This window comes from Arthrobacter sp. KKT183 (genome assembly GCF_055657625.1).
The window spans coordinates 1,512,703-1,532,737 of sequence record NZ_CM145770.1; the positions used below are offsets into that span (position 1 = coordinate 1,512,703).

Consider the following 20,035-nt stretch of genomic DNA (forward strand, 5'->3'; position numbering starts at 1 on the left):
GAAACCGTCCGGCGGCACTGCCGCTGCGATGCGGAATTAATCTTAGTTTGCCCTAGGATCCCATAGCACACAAATACCTAATAACCCTCTTTTGATGCTAAATCCTGCATATATACAGCTTCCGGTAGCCGCAACCAGTATGGGATTTATCACCGCATGTCATTTAAACCGATCAGTATTGGTATTGGACGTGTGATGAATTAGCTGCGACAGTGAAGAAATCGGACCTCTAGGCATCGTTTCGCATGGGTCCTTGGCGATCACACACCGAGCAATGAAGGAGCGTCGTCGCACATGGGTGTCTACACGACCGTGAATCCAGCAACCGGCGAGAAGTTAGCCGAGTTCTCCGAACTCACCGGCGACGAGGCGCGGTCCGCACTCGATCGAGCCGGAAACGCTTACCCACAGTGGAAGGGCAGGGACCTCCAGGAGCGGGTTGCCCTCATCAAGCGCATCGCGGAACTACACCGCGCGCAGCGGGAGGAGCTGGCTTCGCTGATTACCATCGAGATGGGCAAGCCCATCGCGCAGGCCCGGGGCGAGGTCGATCTCGTCGCGAACATCTACCACTACTACGCCGACAACGCCGAGGATTTTCTCGCCGATGAGGTTCTCGACATCGCCGGTCCCGGCACTGCTGTAGTGAAGACCGAGCCGATCGGCGTGTTGGTCGGCATCATGCCATGGAACTATCCGTACTACCAGGTGGCGCGATTTGCGGCGCCGAACCTCATCCTGGGCAACACGATCCTGCTTAAGCACGCACGCAACTGCCCGCAGTCCGCGCTCGCCATTGAGCGTGTGTTCCGCGAGGCCGGCCTTCCCGAGGGCGTCTACACCAATGTGTTCGCGAACAATGATCAGATCGCGCAGATGATCGCCGACGCTCGCGTGCAGGGTGTCTCCCTCACCGGGTCCGAGCGGGCTGGCTCCTCCGTCGGTGAGGTCGCCGGTCGGCACATGAAGAAGTATGTCCTGGAGCTCGGCGGGTCCGACCCGTTCCTCGTGCTAGACGACGCCGACCTCGACGCCGCGGCAGCAGCTGCCGCAGTCGGCCGCTTCGCCAACGGCGGCCAGGCCTGCACCGCATCGAAGCGTTTTATCGTCCTCGACTCGGTCTACAACGAGTTCCTCAAGAAGTTTATCGAGCAGAGTCGCACGTACGCTGCGAGTGATCCCGCGTCCGATGTTACGAAGCTCGGCCCGCTCGCTTCCACCGCGGTTCGGCGGGACCTCGTGGAACTCGTCGACGACGCTATCGAGCGAGGAGCGACGGTACACCTGGGCGGAGAGATCCCTAATACGCCGGGCGCCTACTACCCGGCAACGGTGCTCTCCAATGTCACGAAGGACATGCGCGCCTACGCCGAGGAGCTGTTCGGCCCGGCCGCCGTCGTACATCGAGCGACCTCTGAGGAGGAGGCGATCACGATTGCGAACGATTCCCCCTTCGGACTGGCCGGTTCGGTGTTCTCGGGCGACCCCGAGCGGGCGCAGCGGATCGCCGACCAAATCGAGACCGGCATGGTGTGGATCAACAGCACGAGCAGGACCGCACCGGATCTTCCCTTTGGCGGGATCAAGGCGTCGGGCGTCGGCCGCGAACTTGCCCGATACGGCATCAACGAATTCGCCAACAAGAAGCTCATCCGCGTCCCCGACGCGGTGAAGAAGCTCGGCATGAATGAAGAGCGCGTCATTTAGACGATATGAAGTGCGGCGCCGGTTCGTTGTCGTGGGACTGGAATCTCGGGTTCAAAGCCTGGCGTAGGTTGCCAGTTCCGCGGCCTTCTTCGCTCAGCCGGGGCCGGTGTGGACTGGTAGAGTCACATTTGAACGTCTGGAGGTTCCAGTCAGTTCCTCCCGCGCGAAGCCGTGGACGGTGGCTCCAGCGCCGAGCAGAGAACGGGAAATTCCAGTCCTGTTGCCACTGCTGGCCCCAGTTGACCAGCGCTGCCCGGCCGTGCAACGTGTCCTGTATGGTTCGGTCCCGGCTGTATGAAGGCGCCGCTTCGGTGCTGGTTAGTCCAACAGGGCTCAGGAGCCGAAATCGAGCAGCACCTTTCCCCGCTTGATGCCACATTCGACGTGGTTAAAAGCTGCCGCGACATCATCGGCGGCGAAAACGCGGTCGATAACAGGCCGCACCTCTCCACTGGCCAGGTGGGGCAGCATTCTGCGCTCAAAAGCTCGCACTACGATGGCCTTGTCTTCCGATGATCGTGCCCGGAGGACCGAAGCGAGTAGCCGTCCCCGTCGGCTCATTAGTGCCCCCAGATTAATCGACGTCTCGGCGCCGGCGCCCACTCCGACAACTATGATGCGCCCCAAGACCGCCAGTGCGGCGAGATCGGTGGCGAGGTTGGGCGCACCGACGACCTCGAGCACAACGTTTGCGCCGCGGCCTGATGAGATCTCGAGGACGACGTCCACCACGCTCTCAGGATCGGCCGGGATGCCGCCAAGGTCTGAGATTAGTTCCCGCCCGTGAACGGTCCGGCTTGTGCCAATGACACCTGCCCCGCTGGCACGAGCAATCTGCACCGCTGCAGTGCCCACACCGCCCGTCGCTCCGCCAACTCGTCGAGGTTGCCCGGCACGATGCAGACATGGCGTGCGGAAACCAGGACCCGATTTGCCAACCCTCCCCCCGCCACCACCCGTTGGTGGCCGGAGTCAATGGAATGTGCGACCGCCATTGATCTGGATGACCTCGCCGCGTCCGCACCGGTGCCCGCGTAGGACGCCGGTGCGGACGGAGCGGCGGATCATCGCGATCCGGGTCAACCGGCGGTGGGGACCGGCACGGATCGGCTATCACCTCGGGATCCACCCTTCGACCGTGCACCGGATCCTGGCCCGGTACGGGCTGGCGAGACTGTCCTGGCTGGACAGGGCGACCGGCCGGGTCATCCGCCGCTACGAACACACCGCGCCCGGGGACCTGGTGCACGTGGATATCAAAAAGCTCGGCAGGATCCCCGACGGCGGCGGCCACCGCGCCGTGGGCAGGGCAGCCGGGCGCCGTAACAAGGTCGGCACGCAGCGCAACCGCCGCCCCGGGTATCGCTTCATTCACAACGCCGTCGACGATTACTCACGCTTTGCCTACTCCGAGATCCTCACCGATGAGAGAAAGGAAACCGTCGCCGCGTTCTGGACCCGCGCCAACACCTGGTTCGAGTCCCGCGGGATTACCGTCCAGCGAGTCCTGACCGATAACGGCAACGGGTACCGATCCCGTGCCTTCGCCGACGCCCTCGGCCCCCGCATCAAACACAGACGCACCCGCCCGTACCGGCCGCAAACCAACGGTAAAGAACGCTTCAACCGCACCATGCTCGAGGAATGGGCCTACGCGAAGCCTTACCAATCAGAAGCAGAGCGCGTGGCCGCTTTCCCGAAATGGCTGCACCACTATAGTCACCACCGAGGCCACACCTCACTCAAAGGTCAGCCACCAGCCAGCCGTGTCACCAACCTCACGGGGCAATACACCTAGCGAAGTCAGCCCAGTTGCGCCTGTTACCCGCCGACGACGCCGAAGGTCGGCGCCGGTGTCAGCCAGGGGAGCCAGCATGATCCTGTTGGCCGCGACTTCCAAGAGCGACCGCGCCGCGTATGCGCTGATGTTCCGCCAGCTCGCGGCTACCGCTAAAGCCATTCACGATATGCACAAAGCCACCACAGACCTTAACCGGGTGATGGGCTTGTCCAGGTCAGTGATCGCCGCGACGAAGGTCGTCGAAGGCAGCGTATCAACGCAGACCGTGAAGCCGGAACGTATGACCATCGAGAAGTTGCGCGAACAGCATCCCGAACTCGATGAGGAAACCCTGAAAGCACGTTTGGTTGCTGGACGTTCCCGCGAAGGCGCACCGATACCGGCGACACTCACACGCGGACAGAAGCCAACCGAGCACGCAGTACCAGCACGCGGGCCAGAACGAGGTAGTCAACGAGGGATTTAGAGATAGGGGATAGCGGTTCAGTGTCGCTGACGCTCCGTGGTGGTAGAACGTATCTCGCGTGTCGGTTCCGCTCTGGATGCGCGGTGCTTTTGGGTGAATGATTGTGGTGTCTGCCGCGGGCGACGCCGATTTGTTCTTGGTGCTGTTAGTGAGCCTGTGGGTTAGCGTGGTGTGGAGGACTTCCACGGGAACCGTGGATTGTTGCCCTTGAGCACGAGTGTTTGATTCCTGAATTGATTCCCCGTCCTCCCCGTAGCAGATTCAATGATCGGGTCGAGGGTGTCAGGAGAATGATCATGGATATTGTGCACGAGCGGGCGGTGGGGATGGACATTTCCAAGCGTGATGCGAAGGTCTGCTTACGGGTTCCCGGGAACCGCCCGGGGACTTTCACGACCACGGTGAGCACATGGGGTGCCACGACCTCACAAATTCTGGAGCTCAGGAATTTCCTTGAGTCCGAACACGTCACCACGGTGGTGATGGAAGCGACCAGTGATTATTGGAAACCGTTCTTCTACCTGCTCGAAGAAACCCTGCCGGTAGTCCTCGTCAATGCGAAGGCGGCACGGAACATCCCGGGACGTAAAACCGATGTTTGCGACGCGGCGTGGCTGGCGCAAGGGCGTGTCAAATGAAGTGTGTAAGGGACCAGCTGGTTATCCGTTCTGCCGGGTCGGTCAGATCGGAAGCCTGTTAGGAAATTGAAGTGCGAAGGCGTTCAGCGCTCGGTGCCATCCCTGGGTGCCGGTGCCCAGGTCACCGCCCCGGAGGGTCTCGATGTTCCTGATTCCGAGATAGACAAGCTTGATCGCGGCCTCGTCGGAGGGAAACGAGCCGCGGGTCTTGGTGATTTTCCTCAGCTGGTAATTGATCGACTCGATCTGGTTGGTCGTGTAGATGACTTTGCGGATTTCGGGCGTAAACGCCAGAAACGGGGTGAAGTCCTCCCACGCGTTCCGCCACGCCAGCACCGCCCCAGGGGCCTTGGGACTTCCACACCTCGGCGAAGTGCGCCATGGCGAGCTCCGCCGCTTCCACGGACAGCGCGGTGTAAATCGGACGCATATCCTTTGCCATCGATTTCCGGTCCTTGTAAGAGGCGTATCTCATCGCCGAGCGCAGCAGGTGCACCACGCACGTCTGCACCACGGTTTCGGGGTAGATGCTATTGACCGCTGCGGGGAGCCCGGTCAGCCCGTCGCAGCACAGGATGAGGATGTCCTTGACCCCACGGTTGCGGATCTGGGTCAGCACGTTGGCCCAGAACTTCGCTCCTTCCTGGGTTCCCAGCCACAGGCCCAGCACCTGCTTGCGGCCCTCCACGTCCACACCGACGGCCACGTGGCAGGCTTTGTTGACCACGACCCCGCCATCCCTGATTTTCAGCCAGATAGCGTCGATATACACGATCGGGTAGACCGCTTCCAGCGGCCGGTTCTGCCACTGGGTGATCTCATCGGCGATTACGTCAGTGACCCGGGAAATCGTCGCTGCCGAGACCTTCGCCCCGTAGATTTCCTCCAAGTGCGAGCCGATGTCCCGGGTCGTCATGCCCCGGGCGTACAGGGACAGGATCATGTCCTCGACCTTGCCGAGCCGGCGGGCCCGCTTGGGCACGATCACGGGCTGGAAAGTGCTGTTTCGGTCCCGGGGCACGGTGACCTCGACCGGGCCTTGGAGGGTGTGGACCTGCTTGCTGGTCTTACCGTTGCGGGAGTTACCGCTACCGGCCCCGGCAGGGTCACCGGATTCGTATCCGAGGTGATCGCTAATCTCGGTTTCCAGCGCCCGTTCCAGCACCGCTTTGGTCATCTGCGACAGCAGTTCCTCAACCCCGTGCCGGCCCTCTCCGAGGTCCTCTGCAGCATTGACCAGAGCATCAATCTGCTCGGGGCTAAGCACAGCGGCCAAGGGGTTATCAATCAGTTCGTTCTCGCCCAAAAGGGCCGTCCTTTCAGATGGTGCAACCAGCGGCCACACCATCACATCAGGCCGGACCCCTTACACACTCGATGAAACACCCTCCGGCCGCGCCGCCGCGCAGACCATCATCGCCGAGATCGGGCTGGATATGACCCGGTTCCCCACTGCCGACCATCTGGTGTCGTGGGCGAAACTGTCTCCGCGCACCATCCAGTCCGGGCCGAAGAGCCGAGCCGGGCACACCGGCAAGGGCAACCCTTACCTCTAAGGAACTCTCGGTGAGGCAGCAGCCGCGGCAGCCCGCACCGATACCTTCCTTGGCGAACGCTACCGGCGGCTCGTCAAACGCCGTGGGAAACTCAAGGCCCTGGTCGCGGTGCCAGCTCCATCCTCGTGACCATCTGGCACCTCCTGGCCGACCCGGCAACCCGATCGCACGACCTCGGATCCAGCTACTTCGCCAACCGCACCGACAAGGACCGCAAAACACGCAACCACATCCGCCAACTCGAAACCCTCGGCTACACAGTCACCCTTGCCCCCACCGCCTAACCACCAACAGTCATTTTCCGGTTAGCTCATGAGCGAGTCGGACGGAATTGATGAAGCAGTAGAAGGCGGGTTCCGTGCTGGCCTTATGGCAGCCGCACGGATCGGAGAGCAGCTAGCGAGGATGCGTGAGGAACAGCTGCACAGCATCCAGCAGGCAGAAGAAGCACGGGCACGAGAGCTTCAGGAACGGTTCAACGCAGCGCAGGCAGCAGCTCGCGCCCAGCTCGACCCGGTAAGCCGGGACGAGTGGTGGGATAAGGCCACCCCGAGATGATCGAACGCGCCCATGAGACAGCGGAAGCATGGAAAGGCTACGATCCAGTTGCCACCGAGCACGCAGAGAGAATCCGCGATCAGGTGCAGCAACGCTACGGGATCGACGTTGACGCACCCGGAGCCTCCGAGCAGGACATTTCCGCAGCCGTCACCTGAGCCCAAGCGGCACGTCAGCAGACCGAGATCGAACGCTCCAACGCTGCCGCAGCTCGCGGCGACGAAGTAATGGCCGGAGCCGCCATAGCCGGGGCAACCCGGGAGGACCAGACGCGGGCGAACAACTCAGCAGAGCCAGCCTATGACTCCCCGGAGAGGCGTCAGCAGCTCGAAAAGAGCCTAGAGGGGCATCCCGACCGGGAGGCCGTCAAAGCTCGCCTCATGTTCGACAAGCACCAAGGAACACCCCCGAGCGCAGCAGTGAGCTCTGAACCGAATCTGGGCAAGACCTCCGGGATGAAAAGCTCGTCCAGAGGACGCTCCATCGAACAGGGAGCGCGAGAACGCTGACCAGGACATGTACGTACACAGACAAAAGGGAGGCCCAGCCGGCAACGGCGTGGCCTCCCCATTCTGGTAGTGAATTTACAACGGGTACAGAGATTGAGCAGGGGCCGGTAGAGCCGGGTGTTGGGATGCTTCACGCTTTGGCCGGGGGCGTGGTTGACTACCTTTCTCGGCCCATTCGGTGAGCACGTTGCCGGTCAGGGACGCATGCTTACCCGCTTCGAGGATGTCCTGGACAGTGACCGGGTTCATGCGACTTCTCCGGTCGCGGCGTCCAGGGTGGTGAAGGTGTCATAGACGCTCAAGTCCACGTTCGCCGCGGACGGTTCGGTGCGTGGGCCAGCCGGCGGGCGATCATGCCCAGGGCGGCCATGTCTGGTTGGTCCCCGCGGCGGATCAGGGTATCGGCGGCTTGGATTGCCGCATCGAAGCCGGCGGATCCGGACGCGGCGTCCACTGCGTTGAGCAGGCGGCGCCGGTCGGTGGCCGTGGCCCGGTCCCGCCAGTCGCGTACCGGGTCGGTGGCCAAGGCCCGCGGCGGGGAATGTGACCAGGAACCGGGCTTGGTCACCAGCAATGGGACGAGGGAAGCAGGTTCGAAGATCGTCTCGGTCTGCCTGCCGAAGACTCGTGGGAAGGACCGTACGGGCTCGGAATGCTCGTCCAGGATCTCGATGACGTCATGGCGTAAGCCCACGGTGAGGTTCCGCCCGTGCTCCGGCTCCCGGGCGCTCTACTTTGACACGCGCGCGTCGAGATCCGCCAAGGTTATCGTTGCGAGCGGGCTAGCAAGCACGAGGGAGAAGTCTGCTACGAGAATTCCCTCTAGCGGCGCCCCCGGCGTTCATCTCCGGCCTCACGACTGACTCCGTTGGTGCCACCCTCCCAGGACACTCATTACAGTACTGACCGAATCGATGCCTCCAGTACCGCCAAGCCCTCGTCGAGGACTCCGGCTTCGATTCCCAGCGGTGGGAGCAACCGGATGATGTTTCCGTTGGTTCCGCAGGTAAGGGTCAGGACACCGTGAGCGTTGGCCTTCTTAGCGGCGGCGGTTGCGAGGTCTCCGCGTGGCCTGGAGGCGTCACGGAACTCGATCGCCATCATCGCACCACGGCCCCGAACGTTTGACACACCGTCCAGCTCCACGAGGGGCTCAAAGCGCTGCCTGATGGCAGCTTCGATGCGAGTGGCGTTCTTGAGGAGAGTCCCTTCTTCAAGGATTTCGAACACGGCCAGCGCAGCCTCACAGGCTACAGGGTTGCCGGCGTAGGTTCCACCCAAACCGCCAGTGTGAACGGCATTCATGAGCTCAGCGCGGCCGGTTGCGGCCGAAAGCGGCAGCCCGCCGCCGAGCGCCTTCGCGGTCAGCGTGATGTCGCCGGCAATTCCCTCGTGTTCGGACGCGAACATGGTGCCCGTCCTACCCATACCTGCCTGGATCTCATCGATCACCAGTACGATGCCGTGGCGCGTAGCTATTTCACGGAGTCCTTTGAGGAACCCGGGTGCCTGGACAATGAATCCACCCTCACCTTGAATCGGTTCGATGACCATCGCGGCGAAAGTTTCCGCACCGTTTGCAATCAGCAGGGCTTCGATCTGCTTCAGGGCCTTCTCAGGTCCCTCAGGTGTGGTGTGCGCCGGTGCAGTGGGAGCTCGGAAAACCGAACCCGGCAGAGGGCCGAAGTTGAGCCGGTACGGATTCTCCTTCGCTGTCATTGCCATCGTGAGCTGGGTGCGCCCGTGGTAGGCCTCGTCGAAGACGAGGATGTTCGGGCGCCGGGTAGCTGCCCGGGCAACCTTGATGGCGTTTTCGACCGCCTCCGCTCCGGTGGTGAACAATGCGGTCCGCTTCTCAAAGTGACCGGGGGTGTGTTCGTTGAGCCAGCGGCAAACGTCGACGAATGCGGAGTATTCGGTAACCATGAAACATGTGTGGGTGAAACGCCCGAGCTGGGCTGCGGCGCGTTTGGCCACCTTCGGATTTGCCGCACCGACGCTAGTCACAGCGATGCCCGAAGCGAAGTCAATGAGGTGGTTCCCGTCGACGTCCACGAGCAGCGCTTCCTGTGCATGATCGATGAATACGGGCATGGTGATGCCGAACGCGTTGGTCACGTGCTGGCGTCGTTCGACTTCCAGTTCGCGGGAGCGCGGTCCAGGAAGTTCAGTAAGTAGACGGCGAGCTGTGACTTTGACGCTGGCCGGGTCGTTGGCCCGGCCCGGAGCGAGCTGTGGTGTGACGGTCATAGGTCCTCCTCGTGTGGTTGAAACCACGATAGGCGCAACTGAATGACGTGTCGTTGGATAATATATCCTCGGAACGTCCTTATGTAGACGCAGCGTACAAAGCGCGTGATCTATGATTTCTGCATGATTACTCTCGCCAGGCTCGTAGAGGCCGCAAGGCGCGATTTGGTGCCCTGTTGGCCGATCTCGCTACCGCGCGTAGAGCTGACGGGTGTTCATGTCTCCGAGCTCGAGGACCCAACGATGTTCCTCTATGGGGGCGAACTGCTCCTCACAGTGGGACTGCAGCTCACCGGGCTGAATGGTGACGCGCACAAAGAGGCTGCCAAACTATATGTACAGCGTCTGGTGGACGGGGGCGTAACTGCTCTTGGCCTTGGTCTTGGTTCCGGGCATGCAATGGTGCCAGACGAGCTGCTGGCGGCGTGCGTCGAAGCAGGCCTTCCCCTACTCACAGTTCCCCGCGAGTCCCCTTTTCTGGCAGTATCACGGGCCTACTGGGAATTGGTCAGGGAAGGTGGAGAGGCCGAACTCACCGCATTGCTGGGTCTTCAGGTTGCGTTGACGCGGGCCGCAGCCCAGGAAGATGCGGAGCCGGAAATCGTTCGTGAATTAGCCCGCGCCTTGGGAACCTGGGTTGCCTACTTGCCCGAAGGGGACAGAGCTCCATCGTCCGCCGGCAGCAGTGGGGAGCTTCCGCCCGGGCTGCTAGACGAGCTAACCCGGGAATCTGCCGTCCTTCGGACCGCACGCAGAGGCGCGACCGGCAATATCCAACTGGCATCAGGTAATGCCTCGCTTTATCCCGTATCCGACGGCCCATCCGCTTCCGGGTACCTCGCGCTGGGTAGAAGCGGTCAGTTGGCCGCCGCAGAGCGTCATCTATTCCTGACCGCATCGACCCTTCTTGCCGCGCGAGCGGCTGGCCAACGAAACGCTGCGGCTGAGCGTCGTCGTGCCGAAGGCATGGTCGCAGCACTCGTCCTGGAAGGGTACGATGATGCCGCCCGCCTCCTTGCGAAACAAATGAACCTTGATGACCTGCCAGACACGGCATTCCTTGTAGCCCTTCCTGATCAAGAACAGCTCGCCGCGCAGCCTTCTCCGCCCGGACTCGTGCTCCAACGGTCTGGTGTCATGTTTGTGCTCCAAACAGCGTCGAGCCCCTACCCCCGACTACCAGAAGGAGTCCGCGGGGCATGGGGTGGACCAATTCCGCTACGACGCCTACATGAAATTGGAGCCCAGGTCGCCGATGTCGCCGCTTCGGCGCCCGTCGGCCGGCTCATTCGTGTCGGCCATGGGTTGGATCTGCCGGCCGATGAATGGGTGGGTGTACTAATGGCGCACCCAGTCCAGCTCCTGGAAACTGTCCGCGTGTACTTGGCTCACCGTGGGCAATGGGAAGCCGCCGGCCGAGAACTAGGGGTGCATCGAAACTCAGTGCGCTACAGGATCGCCCAGGCGAAGGAACTTTTAGGGGTCGACCTAGATGATCCGGATGTAACCGCTCAGTTGTGGCTCGCCCTCAGGAGTCGGCCCTAAGTGTACTGGGTCGGGACGTTGGTTACACGGTGAATGGGTGTAGACCTCTTAGGTTGGTGGTTTACCACAACTGCCAACTGATCTAAGAGGTCTTCACTATTGGTGTGTGAGGGTCAAGAAGTTCTGGCCTGACCAACGGCATGGCAGTCGGCCCGGCATGCGGGAGAGGAGAAGAATGCTTCCGGGGTTGCCGGTCTGCCCAGAGGTCTTCTGACGCGCCCCTCGTCTCGACGGGGTGGGAGTTGTCCTCGACATGACCTGCCGATCGGCCAGCCTCACAAGAGGCGTGGCCGGGCAGGCTGCCATGTCCTGATAGGAGTCTGACAAGCGTCGCAATAGTGAACTGAGTGGCATACCCGCCCGGCCGCGCACCCCCCCCATTGAAACGGAAAGGTGCGCTAGAACCATCATGCAAGGCAAAGAGTCCCAACGTGTATGTGGGGATAGATACCCACGCGGAAACCCATTACGTGGCCGTTATCGACGAGGACGGTCGTCGACTGATGGATCAGGAGTTCCCAGCGACCGCCGGTGGATACCGGAAGATTATCGAGTTCATCCCCACCAACGGCAACGCTCTCGGCATCGGAGTTGAATGCACTGGCAGCTACGGCGCAGAAATCACACGGCAACTGGCGGAGTGAAATTCGAGGTCATTGAGGTCAATCAGCCCAGCCGTGAAAAACGCCGGCGGAAGGGGAAGACGGATCAGCTCGACGCTTACAGCGCCGCCGAAGCAGTCATGAGTGGCCGAGCCAGCTCTGCACCAAAGGGCCGCAACGGGCTCGTCGAGGCCCTGCGAAGCCTGCGGACAGTCCGCGAGTCTGCGTTGCGCGACCGCACCGCAACCATCAATCAGATCAAAGCGATGCTCATCAGTGCCCCTGACAACGTCCGCTCACCATACCGGTCGTTGAAAACACCGAGGCTCGTCGCGGCGTTGGCTGCCACCCGTCCCCAGCGGCAGCCAGTCACTTCAGAAGAATGCACCCGCTACGCGTTGCGCCTGCTGGCGAAGCGCTACCAGGAACTCGATGAGCAGGTCCGGGATCTCACGGCTCAAATCGATCGTCTTCTGAAAGCCCACGCGCCCGGCCTCATGAACGTCTTCGGATCAGGCCCCGATACCGGCAGCCAACTGCTCATCACCGCCGGCGACAACACGGCACGCCTAAGAAGCGAAAACCAATTCGCTGCCCTGACCGGAACTTGTCCAAGGCCTGCTTCATCAGGGAAGACAGAACGGAACCGTCTAAACCGGGGTGGTGACCGTAAAGCCAACTCGGCACTCCACCACATCGTGCTGGTCCGGATGAGATACCACCAGCCAACCAAAGACTACGTCGCCAGACGGACGGCCGAAGGGCTCGGGAAGAAGGAAATCATGCTGCCTCAAGCGCTACATCGCGCGCTAAGTCTTCCCTGTCCTCGTGCAGACACTCCGCGTCAACGAACGGGGCATTACTTGAAAAATGTCTATAGGTGCCATGTCCCACAGTAATGCCCGCCTGACCCCGACCCGGTAGGCGGATCATCACCGAACGTGTTTTGTCCGGCCGTCCCGTCGCTCACGTGGCCAAGGAAATGGGTATTTCCCGCACCTGCGCGCACCCTTGGTTGAGCCGGTACCGTGCCCATGGCTGGGAGGGGCTGCAGGATCGCGGGTACGACTGAAGTCTTGCCCATATGCCACCGCACCGGCGGTGGCCGCTGACATCCTCGTTCAGCGCCTGGCGCACCGGGAAGGCCCAATTGACCTGGGCCGGCGTTGCGGGATCAGCCCACGGACGGTGTCCTGGATCCTGGCCCGGGCAGGCATGCCGAAGTTGTGGGAGCCGGACCCGGTCACCGGGCAACGCATCCGGTCAGGCAGGGCCATCGAACACCGGTACGAACGCGCCACCCCGGGAGAGCTGGTCCATATCGATGTGAAGAACTCGGACGTATCCCTGATGGTACGGGGCCGGGGCATCGGTTTCGACTACGTGCACGTCGCCGTGTGATCACTCCCGGCTGGCTTACGCCGAAGTGCTCACGGACGAGAAGGGCCCCACCCTTAGCCTTGATCCACCGATCAGCTGTCGGCGTTGGTTGGTTTCCGGGGCGTGACGGAGTTCTGGCTTTTGGGCAGGACTGATCGACCTACCTCGCTGTCGGTGTTGTTCCACTAATGTTCCTGGTCGGGCCGTTGTCGCAGCTGTTGGTCGGGCTTCCTACGCCGTGGCCGGTGGTGCGGTGACGGTGTTGAACAGCTGCTCCCATGCGGTCTGTCAGGGCCAGGATTCAGGGAGGTGGAGGCGTATTTTCCGTGCGCTTGATGGCGATCCTGGCGGGGAGGTGGATGAGTTTGCGGCGGATCGTTCCGGTTCTGGCTTTACCGAACTGCCCGGCGGCGAGGATCCCGGCGGCGCGTGTGAGGTTGTAAGCCATGACCGCGGCCACGAGCCAGGCCGAGTTCGCAGCGAACTTGCCGGAGGTTATCTTGAGTCGCTCAGCGGGTGTCCATCACGTGCGTGACGAGGTTGGATTGCCCAGCGCCTGCGTCGTGGATGCGGTTACCTTGTGTTGTCCATCACGGCGACGGAAGGTATCCGATGAAGGTTCAGCGCGTTCTCATGCCAGGGTCCCGGGCGGAGTCCTGGACGGTGCTCGGCGACGATCAGGTACCGGTTGACCCGGTTGAGCGATTTCTCGCCTATCTTGCTTCGATCGAACGGTCCCCGAACACGGTTAAGGCCTACGCACATGATTTGAAAGACTGGTTCGCCTTTCTTGCCGGTCGGGGCCTGGACTGGCGGTCGGTCAGGCTGGAGGATGTCGCCGCGTACGTGGGCTGGCTTCGGCTGCCGCCGGCGGCTCGTACCGGTCAGGTGTTGATGTTACCGACCGTGGAGCATCACTGCAGTGAGTCAAGTGTTAACCGTAAGCTGGCCGCGCTAACTTCGTTTTGCGAGTTCCACGTGCGGCACGGAGTGGCGTTATCCGGTCTTTTAGTCAGTGTGGTGCCGAACCGTAGGGGCGCGTCAGCGGCAACCTCGTTCAAACCGTTCCTGCACCACATCAGTAAGCACAGCGGGCAGCGTCGACGAACGATCAAACTGTCGACCTCGCCGCCGCGGGCACGTGTCCTTTCGGCAGCAGAGGCCCAGGCGATTCTGGACGCATGTGGGCACTTGCGCGACCGGTTCCTGTTCGCGCTGCTGCTTGATACCGGGATAAGGACTGGTGAAGCACTGGGGCTGCGCCATGAGGACTTGGCCATTGCTGAACGCCAGGTGTCCATCGTGATCCGCGCTAACGATAACCGTGCCCGCGCCAAGGGTGGCCGGCCGCGGTTGATACCGACCAGTGCGGAGTTAATGCGGCTTTATACTGACTATCTCAACGACGAATACGGGCCGCTGGACTCCGATTATGTTTTCGTTAATCTCTGGGGCCGGCCTCATGGACACCCGTTGACGTATCCGGCGGTCTACGACTTGGTAGCTCGGTTACGCCGGCTCACGGGTGTCGCTTTTGGCCCGCATTGGTTCCGCCATACGTATGCGACTTGGCTGCTGCGCCGCGGTGCGGGGATGGAGAATGTGAAGGAGTTGCTCGGACACGCATCGATCACCACAACGATCGATACTTATGGTCATCTCACCGTCGAAGACGCCAGAGCGACCCTTTACGCCGCGGGCTGGTTCACCGGCAGGGAAGTGCAGCGGTGAGCGGGGCGTCCCGGGCTCATCTGACACCTGCCCATCCTGGTTTGCTGGAGAAGCTGATGGCTGTGGTGCGGCCGGAATTCCGTGTTGATATTTACCTCCCCGATCCTGACGACCCGGTGTTGGGACGCAAGTCGTGCCTGGTACCCGAGTGTGACCGCTGCCAGGTTGAGAACGGGCTTTGCTCTGCTCACGGTTGGCGTCGACGTCAACGGGGCCGGTCGGAGATGGAGGTGTTCCTCGCCGATCCGGGACCGGAACTGAACGGGCGCCGGGATTTAAGCACCTGTTCCGTTACCGGATGCAGGTACGGCAGCAGCGGCTCTGGACTGTGTCAACGTCACCGCTCGGTCTGGACCCGCGCCGGCCAGCCCGATCTCGGACAATGGGCTGCAGGTGCTTCTCTTATCGGACCATCCGTACCGGCTGAGTGTTTGCTGCGGTTCTGCTCGTTATGGACCGAGAACGCCAAACACTTGTATTGCAAATCCCACGCTACACGGTGGGCTCAACTGGGCCGCCCGTCCAATGCTGACTATATCGAGCATTGCCAGCGGCGCGGCAAGGCATACATCGACTTCCGTGGATTGGCGCCCCAGCTCAAACTTGAGCTGCAGTACGCAGTCCAGTGCCGCCACGACCAAGCCACGCTAATCACGACACCGTCGATGGTGACCTGGACATTACGCAACGTCAAAGACGTCGACGTGAGGTCACTGCTGGATCTGACCCAACAGCAGTGGCGTGAGCTTGCCGGACCTAAAGAGGGTACCTACCACCGGTTCCTGGCCTTCTCCCGTGAGAAGGTCGAGACCCTGCATGAGGGCTCGGGCTGGGAGGTGGAGTATCCGCGCGATGTCTGGCGCCTGCATCTGCTGCCCGGGTTGACCGCGGTTCCGGGAAAGCGGCCCCACTCCCGTATAAACCTGCGGTTCGACCGCTTGCTCCAGTCATGGTTACGGAGCCTTGCCAAACGCTGGGCCCGGCTGCGTCTCAGCTCCGGGTTGAGCCCATCCACCGTGAGCGGCGATATCCAGGGTCTGCGACGGTTCAGCACTTTCCTTGCCGAAACCACTCCCGGAATAGAAGCTCTGGCCGACATCAACAGGGAGGTGCTGGAACGGTATTTGGCTTGGCTCGCTACCCAGCCTTTCGGGCGCGGCGCCAAGGAAGATGCCATCACCGCACCGGGAGCCTTCTTCCAAGCGATCCGCCAACACGGCTGGGACGAGACCTTACCGACCACGGCGGTGTTTTTTCCCGGCGATATCCCTGCCCGCCCAGCCAAGGCCGTTCGTCACGTCGCTGAGCACATCATGACGCAAGTCGAGGCGCCGGCCAACCTCGACCGGTGGCCCAACCCCGGTGGACGGCTCATCACGCTGATCTGATTCGATGCGGTTTAAGGGCCACCGACGCGTGCACCTTAGCGTTCGACTGTCTGCTCCACGACGGTCAAGGAGCTCCTTACCTGCGCTATTTCAACAACAAAATGCGCCGCGAGGCCGCAGTGCCGATCGATGAGGAACTCGAGACCGAGATTCATATCCAGCAGCAACGGGTGCGGCAGCGCTGGCCCGACCAGCACCCTTGCCTTTTCCCTGCCCTGATTGGCAACGCCGGTGGCCAAAACCCCATGACGTATTACAGCTATCGGGGCATGCTCAACGCGTGGTTGGCCACCTGCCAGGTCAACGACGAACACGGCCAGCCGGCGCATCTTACCCCGCACCAGTGGCGGCACACATTTGCCTGCCGGCTCATCAATAAAGACGTCCCTCAAGAGGTCATCCGGGTTCTGCTCGATCATGAGTCGACTCAGATGACAGCCCACTACGCCCGGCTCACTGACCAGACGGTGCGCCGGCGCTGGGAGGAAGCCACCAAGGTCAACATCAAGGGAGAGCGGGTCGACATCGACCCTGAGAGGCCCCTTGCCCAAGCCCAGTGGGCCAAGACCCGCTACGGCATGGCCACGCAGACCCTTCCGCACGGATACTGCGGCTTACCGGTGCAAAAGAGCTGCCCACATGCCAACGCCTGCCTGACCTGCCCAGTGTTCATCACCGGGCCCGAATTTCTACCCGAGCTGCGTGAACACCGCGGCCGCACCCTGACACTCATCGACAAGTCCGAGGCGAATGGGCACACCCGCGTGGCAGAGATGAACAAGAAAGTGCTGACCAACCTCGACAGGATCATCGACTCGGTCGATGAAGAACCGGAAAAATCCGCAGATGCGATCTGATAACTCCAGCTATCTCCTCGCAGCCGCGCGCGATCGAGCCCTGCAAACCCGCAAGCGGGCACTGCGCGCGCTACAGCGGCTCGACACCGCCGGCACGCCTGCCACCTTCGAGTCCGTCGCCGCCGAAGCCGGCGTTTCCCGGTCCTGGCTCTACACTCAGCCCGATTTACGAGCCGAGATCCAACAACGACGTGCCCGCCACCAACCTTCACCGCCGTTGCCGCTGACCCCACAACGGCAACGGGCATCGGACGCGTCCCTGCTACGCCGACTGGAGGCCGCCACCGAGCGGCTGCGTCGCCTTGAGGAGGATAACCGCCTCCTGCGCGACGCCCTCGCTGAAGCTCTCGGCGCCGCGCGCACCAACCGCATCCTCGGACCAGGGACCAGCCGCGACACGCCCGGGCGACAAGCCACTAAAACTATCGGCCCCTGCTGATGCAAACCACCCCAGAGCCTCGTCGAAGACACCATCCACAACACAGAACCGCAGGTCAGAAGCCTGCAGATCGTCGGGACTAAAGATAACCGAGGGCATGTGCGCCAACGCACTGTCTTTCAGGTGGGCGTTGATTTGCTCGATAATGGCGTGCTTGCGGTGGGTTTGATCCGCGGCGACGGTGTCTAGGATCTCAGCGTCAACGGTGGTGAAGAACGCGTGGTGCCGGTGTTTGTCGAGTAGCCGCGGCTGACGGTGGTTTCCTTTGTCGGGTTCAGCTCCGGGATCCGGCGCACCACGAGCCCGGTAGACGGCCATCAGCGTTTCTTGGACCGGGGCTCGTCCGGTGAATCTCGTGAGGCGTCCTCTAAGAACGCCTGTAGTTTTCCCATCAAGTCCGAGGCTGCCTCGGTCTTTTCCAACCGGCCCTGCGTCACCTCTAACTGGCGGCGCAAACGCGCGTTCTCGGCCTGCTCCGCCGAGGGCTTCCCGATCGGTTCCCCGGGCTTCTTCCCGGCCAACACACCGGCATCACGGAGCTTCCTCCACTCGGTGATCTGTGAGGAATACAGGCCCTCCCGGCGCAGGAACGCACCACCGCCACCGTTCTCGCACGCGCTCTCGTACGCGGCCAGGAACTCGAGTTTCTGGCTGGACCGGGGTAAACGACCGTCGAGGCCGCGGCCCACCAGCCCGCGGCCCAGGAGAGTTACTACTACTACTACTACTACTACTCACAGCGCTATCTTCGCGTACTGCACTCAGAACCGAACTGGACATGATCACTGGATTCCTGGCTCTCGCCCCACGCGACTAAACGGACTTGCTACGAGCCCCTGGTACCGTCCCAGCCTGACACGTAGGGCTTGGCAGAACGGCAAAGCCGAACGCTTCAACCGCACCCTCCAGGAAGGTTGGGCCTACCGGCAGGCTTTCACCTCCAACAAGGACCGCACCGACGCACTGCAACCCTGGCTAAACTTCTACAACAACCATCGGCCACATGGCAGCCTCGGAGGCACGCCACCCATCACCAGGTGTCAACAACCGACTGACTGAGTACAGCTAAGTATCGGCACAGGGAACGAGTTCAATGCCGAGCATTGGCTCCATATCCATGCTTTCGTGCCCAGCAGCCTCCCTATGGCACCTCGCCTGGAGGATTCTTCATCGGACAATGGGCTTCATTTATGACGAATCATCTAAAGAGCGATCAATAACTTGACTTTCTGCATCATGACGTCGGCCACTCGCCCAGCTACTCTCAATGGACAGTCCGTTGCTAGAGGACGATCCCCAGCCCGGGGATAGCAACCGCTGCAGGAGAGAACGATGGGAGCGGCCCCACGCGCCATGCGAGGGCACCCACCGGCCCTCCCCGAACTCCGTTCCCTGCGCAATTTCTGCTCCACTTCGCTGCTCCCCGAGAGGACCAATCGTGACGATCGAATATACGAACTCAGCCGCGAGGACAGCCACCCGGACCAGAACCATACGCGGTGCGGTCCTGGAAGCTACCGGCGCCGAGCGGCCGTACACGGACACGCTCCCCATCCAAGTGGAAGACCTCGAGCTCGAAGGTCCGGGTAAGGGCGAGATCCTGGTTCGAATTGAGGCAGCCGGGGTGTGCCACTCAGACCTATCCGTCGTCAACGGAAACCGGCCGCGACCTACCCCAATGCTGCTTGGCCACGAGGCGGCCGGCATCGTGGAGGAATTGGGCGATGAGGTGACCGATATCTCGGTCGGTCAGCGTGTCGTCATGACGTTCCTCCCCCGCTGCGGGCAATGCGCCGGTTGCAAATCCAACGGCGGGACCCCGTGTGAGCAAGGCAGCGCGTCCAACACCGAAGGAACACTGCTCGGTGGCAGCCGGAGGATCTCACGAAACGGCCAGCCGATCCAGCACCATGTGGGAGTTTCCGCGTTCGCCACATATGCGGTGGTTTCCCGCCGTTCCGTTGTACCTGTTGGCGCTGACGTGCCTGCGCACATAGCTGCACTGCTCGGATGTGCCCTGCTCACTGGAGGAGGAGCTGTTCTCAATGTCGCCAAGCCCGTGCCTTCGGCCCGGGTAGCCATCGTTGGTCTCGGCGGAGTAGGTATGGCGGCTCTGATTACAGCCGTCGCCACCGGAGTCGAACACGTCGTCGGTATCGATACCATGCCAGCCAAACTGGAAGCCGCGCGCAACCTTGGTGCCGTCGACGCCTTGACTACTGCGGCGGCTCTGGAATGCGGTGAAAAGTTCGACGCTGTTATCGAAGCGGCAGGGCACCCACGCGCTCTGGAAGCTGCGGTGGCATTGACGAAGCCGGGAGGAATCACCGTGACGGTCGGGTTGCCCGCCCCTGGGCAATCGGTCGCCATCGACCCGCTCACCCTTACGGCAGAGGCCCGGTCCATCGTCGGCAGTTACCTCGGTTCGGCAGTTCCCGAACACGACATTCCCATCTACGAACAGCTCTGGCGAGACGGCCAACTGGCGGTCGAAGGGTTGGTGTCTGAGACCATCTCGCTCGAAGAGATCAACCGGGCAATGGACACGCTCGACGACGGCCACGCGCTACGCCAAATCATCACCTTTTCCTGATTTCAATCCGCATCC

Annotated in this window: 23 protein-coding genes and 7 pseudogenes; 21 read left to right on the forward strand and 9 right to left on the reverse strand. The window is 62.0% G+C overall.

The window, feature by feature from the left end; all coding sequences use genetic code 11:
* The first annotated feature begins 294 nt into the window (after nt 1–294).
* Nucleotides 295–1,707, forward strand: a complete 1,413-nt coding sequence (locus tag ACZ2GY_RS07150) for an NAD-dependent succinate-semialdehyde dehydrogenase (protein ID WP_171587289.1) — start codon at nt 295–297, stop codon at nt 1,705–1,707.
* A 333-nt stretch (nt 1,708–2,040) separates the two neighbouring features.
* Here the strand turns inward: ACZ2GY_RS07150 and ACZ2GY_RS07155 are convergent, their stop codons facing one another.
* Complete coding sequence (locus ACZ2GY_RS07155; RefSeq protein WP_171587288.1) at nt 2,041–2,562, reverse strand: zinc-binding dehydrogenase; 522 nt, start codon at nt 2,560–2,562, stop codon at nt 2,041–2,043.
* A 154-nt stretch (nt 2,563–2,716) separates the two neighbouring features.
* Here ACZ2GY_RS07155 and ACZ2GY_RS07160 point away from each other — a divergent pair.
* From ACZ2GY_RS07160 to ACZ2GY_RS07170, 3 genes and pseudogenes are all read left to right on the forward strand, one after another.
* A pseudogene (locus ACZ2GY_RS07160) lies at nt 2,717–3,505 on the forward strand (IS481 family transposase); the annotation flags it as partial.
* Between the two features lie 76 nt (nt 3,506–3,581).
* Nucleotides 3,582–3,974, forward strand: a complete 393-nt coding sequence (locus tag ACZ2GY_RS07165; RefSeq protein WP_171587287.1) for a hypothetical protein — start codon at nt 3,582–3,584, stop codon at nt 3,972–3,974.
* Nucleotides 3,975–4,270: 296 nt separating this feature from the next.
* Nucleotides 4,271–4,594, forward strand: a pseudogene (locus tag ACZ2GY_RS07170) (IS110 family transposase); the annotation flags it as partial.
* A gap of 60 nt (nt 4,595–4,654) precedes the next feature.
* Here ACZ2GY_RS07170 and ACZ2GY_RS07175 read toward each other — a convergent pair.
* Nucleotides 4,655–5,888, reverse strand: a pseudogene (locus ACZ2GY_RS07175) (IS256 family transposase).
* A gap of 160 nt (nt 5,889–6,048) precedes the next feature.
* Between ACZ2GY_RS07175 and ACZ2GY_RS07180 the strand changes: the two are divergent.
* The 5 genes from ACZ2GY_RS07180 to ACZ2GY_RS07200 all read left to right on the forward strand — a co-directional run bounded on the left by ACZ2GY_RS07180 (nt 6,049) and on the right by ACZ2GY_RS07200 (nt 7,529).
* The gene (locus tag ACZ2GY_RS07180; protein WP_471673353.1) at nt 6,049–6,168 is read left to right on the forward strand and encodes a transposase; all 120 of its coding nucleotides are present in this window, start codon (nt 6,049–6,051) and stop codon (nt 6,166–6,168) included.
* A gap of 125 nt (nt 6,169–6,293) precedes the next feature.
* Nucleotides 6,294–6,452: a hypothetical protein gene (locus tag ACZ2GY_RS07185; RefSeq protein ID WP_216607679.1), complete on the forward strand. Its 159-nt coding sequence runs from the start codon at nt 6,294–6,296 to the stop codon at nt 6,450–6,452.
* Nucleotides 6,453–6,480: 28 nt separating this feature from the next.
* Nucleotides 6,481–6,726 carry a hypothetical protein gene (locus ACZ2GY_RS07190; RefSeq protein WP_171587285.1) on the forward strand — a complete coding sequence of 82 codons (246 nt, stop codon included), beginning with the start codon at nt 6,481–6,483 and terminating at the stop codon, nt 6,724–6,726.
* Nucleotides 6,723–6,884, forward strand: a complete 162-nt coding sequence (locus ACZ2GY_RS07195; protein WP_171587284.1) for a hypothetical protein — start codon at nt 6,723–6,725, stop codon at nt 6,882–6,884. Before ACZ2GY_RS07190 ends, ACZ2GY_RS07195 begins: the two co-directional genes overlap by 4 nt.
* Nucleotides 6,885–7,388: 504 nt before the next feature.
* Nucleotides 7,389–7,529, forward strand: a complete 141-nt coding sequence (locus tag ACZ2GY_RS07200) for a hypothetical protein (protein ID WP_471673354.1) — start codon at nt 7,389–7,391, stop codon at nt 7,527–7,529.
* Nucleotides 7,530–7,533: 4 nt separating this feature from the next.
* On the opposite strand, the gene ACZ2GY_RS07205 is transcribed toward ACZ2GY_RS07200, so the two are convergent.
* The 3 genes from ACZ2GY_RS07205 to ACZ2GY_RS07215 all read right to left on the reverse strand — a co-directional run bounded on the left by ACZ2GY_RS07205 (nt 7,534) and on the right by ACZ2GY_RS07215 (nt 9,800).
* On the reverse strand, nt 7,534–7,929 hold the full coding sequence (locus ACZ2GY_RS07205; RefSeq protein ID WP_171587283.1) for a hypothetical protein: 396 nt from the start codon (nt 7,927–7,929) through the stop codon (nt 7,534–7,536).
* 200 nt (nt 7,930–8,129) lie between these two features.
* Nucleotides 8,130–9,485 carry an aminotransferase class III-fold pyridoxal phosphate-dependent enzyme gene (locus ACZ2GY_RS07210; protein ID WP_171587282.1) on the reverse strand — a complete coding sequence of 452 codons (1,356 nt, stop codon included), beginning with the start codon at nt 9,483–9,485 and terminating at the stop codon, nt 8,130–8,132.
* A gap of 189 nt (nt 9,486–9,674) precedes the next feature.
* Complete coding sequence (locus ACZ2GY_RS07215) at nt 9,675–9,800, reverse strand: hypothetical protein (protein ID WP_471673619.1); 126 nt, start codon at nt 9,798–9,800, stop codon at nt 9,675–9,677.
* On the opposite strand from ACZ2GY_RS07215, the pseudogene ACZ2GY_RS07220 reads away from it, so the two are divergent.
* Nucleotides 9,750–9,926: pseudogene (locus ACZ2GY_RS07220) on the forward strand (PucR family transcriptional regulator); the annotation flags it as partial. The gene ACZ2GY_RS07215 and the pseudogene ACZ2GY_RS07220 sit on opposite strands and share 51 nt — an antisense overlap.
* Before the next feature lie 441 nt (nt 9,927–10,367).
* Here the strand turns inward: ACZ2GY_RS07220 and ACZ2GY_RS07225 are convergent.
* Nucleotides 10,368–10,610: a hypothetical protein gene (locus tag ACZ2GY_RS07225; RefSeq protein ID WP_228721204.1), complete on the reverse strand. Its 243-nt coding sequence runs from the start codon at nt 10,608–10,610 to the stop codon at nt 10,368–10,370.
* A 216-nt stretch (nt 10,611–10,826) separates the two neighbouring features.
* Between ACZ2GY_RS07225 and ACZ2GY_RS07230 the strand changes: the two genes are divergently transcribed.
* The 5 genes from ACZ2GY_RS07230 (at nt 10,827) to ACZ2GY_RS07250 (ending at nt 13,033) form a co-directional block, all read left to right on the forward strand.
* A complete protein-coding gene (locus tag ACZ2GY_RS07230; protein WP_228721201.1) occupies nt 10,827–11,030 on the forward strand; it encodes a helix-turn-helix domain-containing protein in 204 nt (67 codons plus the stop codon).
* Nucleotides 11,031–11,467: 437 nt separating this feature from the next.
* Nucleotides 11,468–11,674 carry an IS110 family transposase gene (locus ACZ2GY_RS07235; protein WP_471673355.1) on the forward strand — a complete coding sequence of 69 codons (207 nt, stop codon included), beginning with the start codon at nt 11,468–11,470 and terminating at the stop codon, nt 11,672–11,674.
* Nucleotides 11,671–12,531, forward strand: coding sequence for a transposase (locus ACZ2GY_RS07240; protein ID WP_346655263.1), 861 nt, complete (start codon nt 11,671–11,673; stop codon nt 12,529–12,531). The genes ACZ2GY_RS07235 and ACZ2GY_RS07240 overlap by 4 nt, the downstream gene beginning before the upstream one ends.
* Before the next feature lie 83 nt (nt 12,532–12,614).
* Nucleotides 12,615–12,704 (forward strand): helix-turn-helix domain-containing protein, encoded by a 90-nt coding sequence (locus ACZ2GY_RS07245; protein WP_471673566.1) that lies wholly within the window; start codon nt 12,615–12,617, stop codon nt 12,702–12,704.
* Between the two features lie 29 nt (nt 12,705–12,733).
* Entirely contained in the window at nt 12,734–13,033 is a 300-nt protein-coding gene (locus ACZ2GY_RS07250; protein WP_171587280.1) for a hypothetical protein, read from the forward strand.
* 267 nt (nt 13,034–13,300) lie between these two features.
* On the opposite strand, the pseudogene ACZ2GY_RS07255 reads toward ACZ2GY_RS07250, so the two are convergent.
* Nucleotides 13,301–13,511, reverse strand: a pseudogene (locus ACZ2GY_RS07255) (transposase); the annotation flags it as partial.
* Between the two features lie 113 nt (nt 13,512–13,624).
* Between ACZ2GY_RS07255 and ACZ2GY_RS07260 the strand changes: the two are divergent.
* Genes ACZ2GY_RS07260 through ACZ2GY_RS07275 form a run of 4 tightly spaced genes read left to right on the forward strand, consistent with a single transcriptional unit; the run spans nt 13,625 to nt 17,427 of the window.
* Nucleotides 13,625–14,743, forward strand: coding sequence for a site-specific integrase (locus tag ACZ2GY_RS07260; protein WP_171587279.1), 1,119 nt, complete (start codon nt 13,625–13,627; stop codon nt 14,741–14,743).
* Nucleotides 14,744–14,784: 41 nt separating this feature from the next.
* Complete coding sequence (locus ACZ2GY_RS07265; RefSeq protein ID WP_228721193.1) at nt 14,785–16,131, forward strand: hypothetical protein; 1,347 nt, start codon at nt 14,785–14,787, stop codon at nt 16,129–16,131.
* Complete coding sequence (locus ACZ2GY_RS07270; RefSeq protein WP_346655261.1) at nt 16,092–16,988, forward strand: tyrosine-type recombinase/integrase; 897 nt, start codon at nt 16,092–16,094, stop codon at nt 16,986–16,988. Before ACZ2GY_RS07265 ends, ACZ2GY_RS07270 begins: the two co-directional genes overlap by 40 nt.
* Nucleotides 16,978–17,427, forward strand: a complete 450-nt coding sequence (locus ACZ2GY_RS07275) for a DUF6262 family protein (RefSeq protein WP_171587278.1) — start codon at nt 16,978–16,980, stop codon at nt 17,425–17,427. Before ACZ2GY_RS07270 ends, ACZ2GY_RS07275 begins: the two co-directional genes overlap by 11 nt.
* 78 nt (nt 17,428–17,505) lie before the next feature.
* On the opposite strand, the pseudogene ACZ2GY_RS07280 reads toward ACZ2GY_RS07275, so the two are convergent.
* Both ACZ2GY_RS07280 and ACZ2GY_RS07285 read right to left on the reverse strand, forming a co-directional pair.
* Nucleotides 17,506–17,729 (reverse strand): annotated as a pseudogene (locus ACZ2GY_RS07280) (IS1380 family transposase); the annotation flags it as partial.
* A gap of 15 nt (nt 17,730–17,744) precedes the next feature.
* The gene (locus ACZ2GY_RS07285; protein ID WP_171587258.1) at nt 17,745–18,116 is read right to left on the reverse strand and encodes a hypothetical protein; all 372 of its coding nucleotides are present in this window, start codon (nt 18,114–18,116) and stop codon (nt 17,745–17,747) included.
* Between the two features lie 178 nt (nt 18,117–18,294).
* Here ACZ2GY_RS07285 and ACZ2GY_RS07290 point away from each other — a divergent pair.
* Together ACZ2GY_RS07290 and ACZ2GY_RS07295 are read left to right on the forward strand one after the other, a co-directional pair.
* Nucleotides 18,295–18,486, forward strand: a pseudogene (locus ACZ2GY_RS07290) (integrase core domain-containing protein); the annotation flags it as partial.
* A 379-nt stretch (nt 18,487–18,865) separates the two neighbouring features.
* A complete protein-coding gene (locus ACZ2GY_RS07295) occupies nt 18,866–20,020 on the forward strand; it encodes an alcohol dehydrogenase catalytic domain-containing protein (protein ID WP_471673356.1) in 1,155 nt (384 codons plus the stop codon).
* The last annotated feature ends 15 nt before the right edge of the window (nt 20,021–20,035 follow it).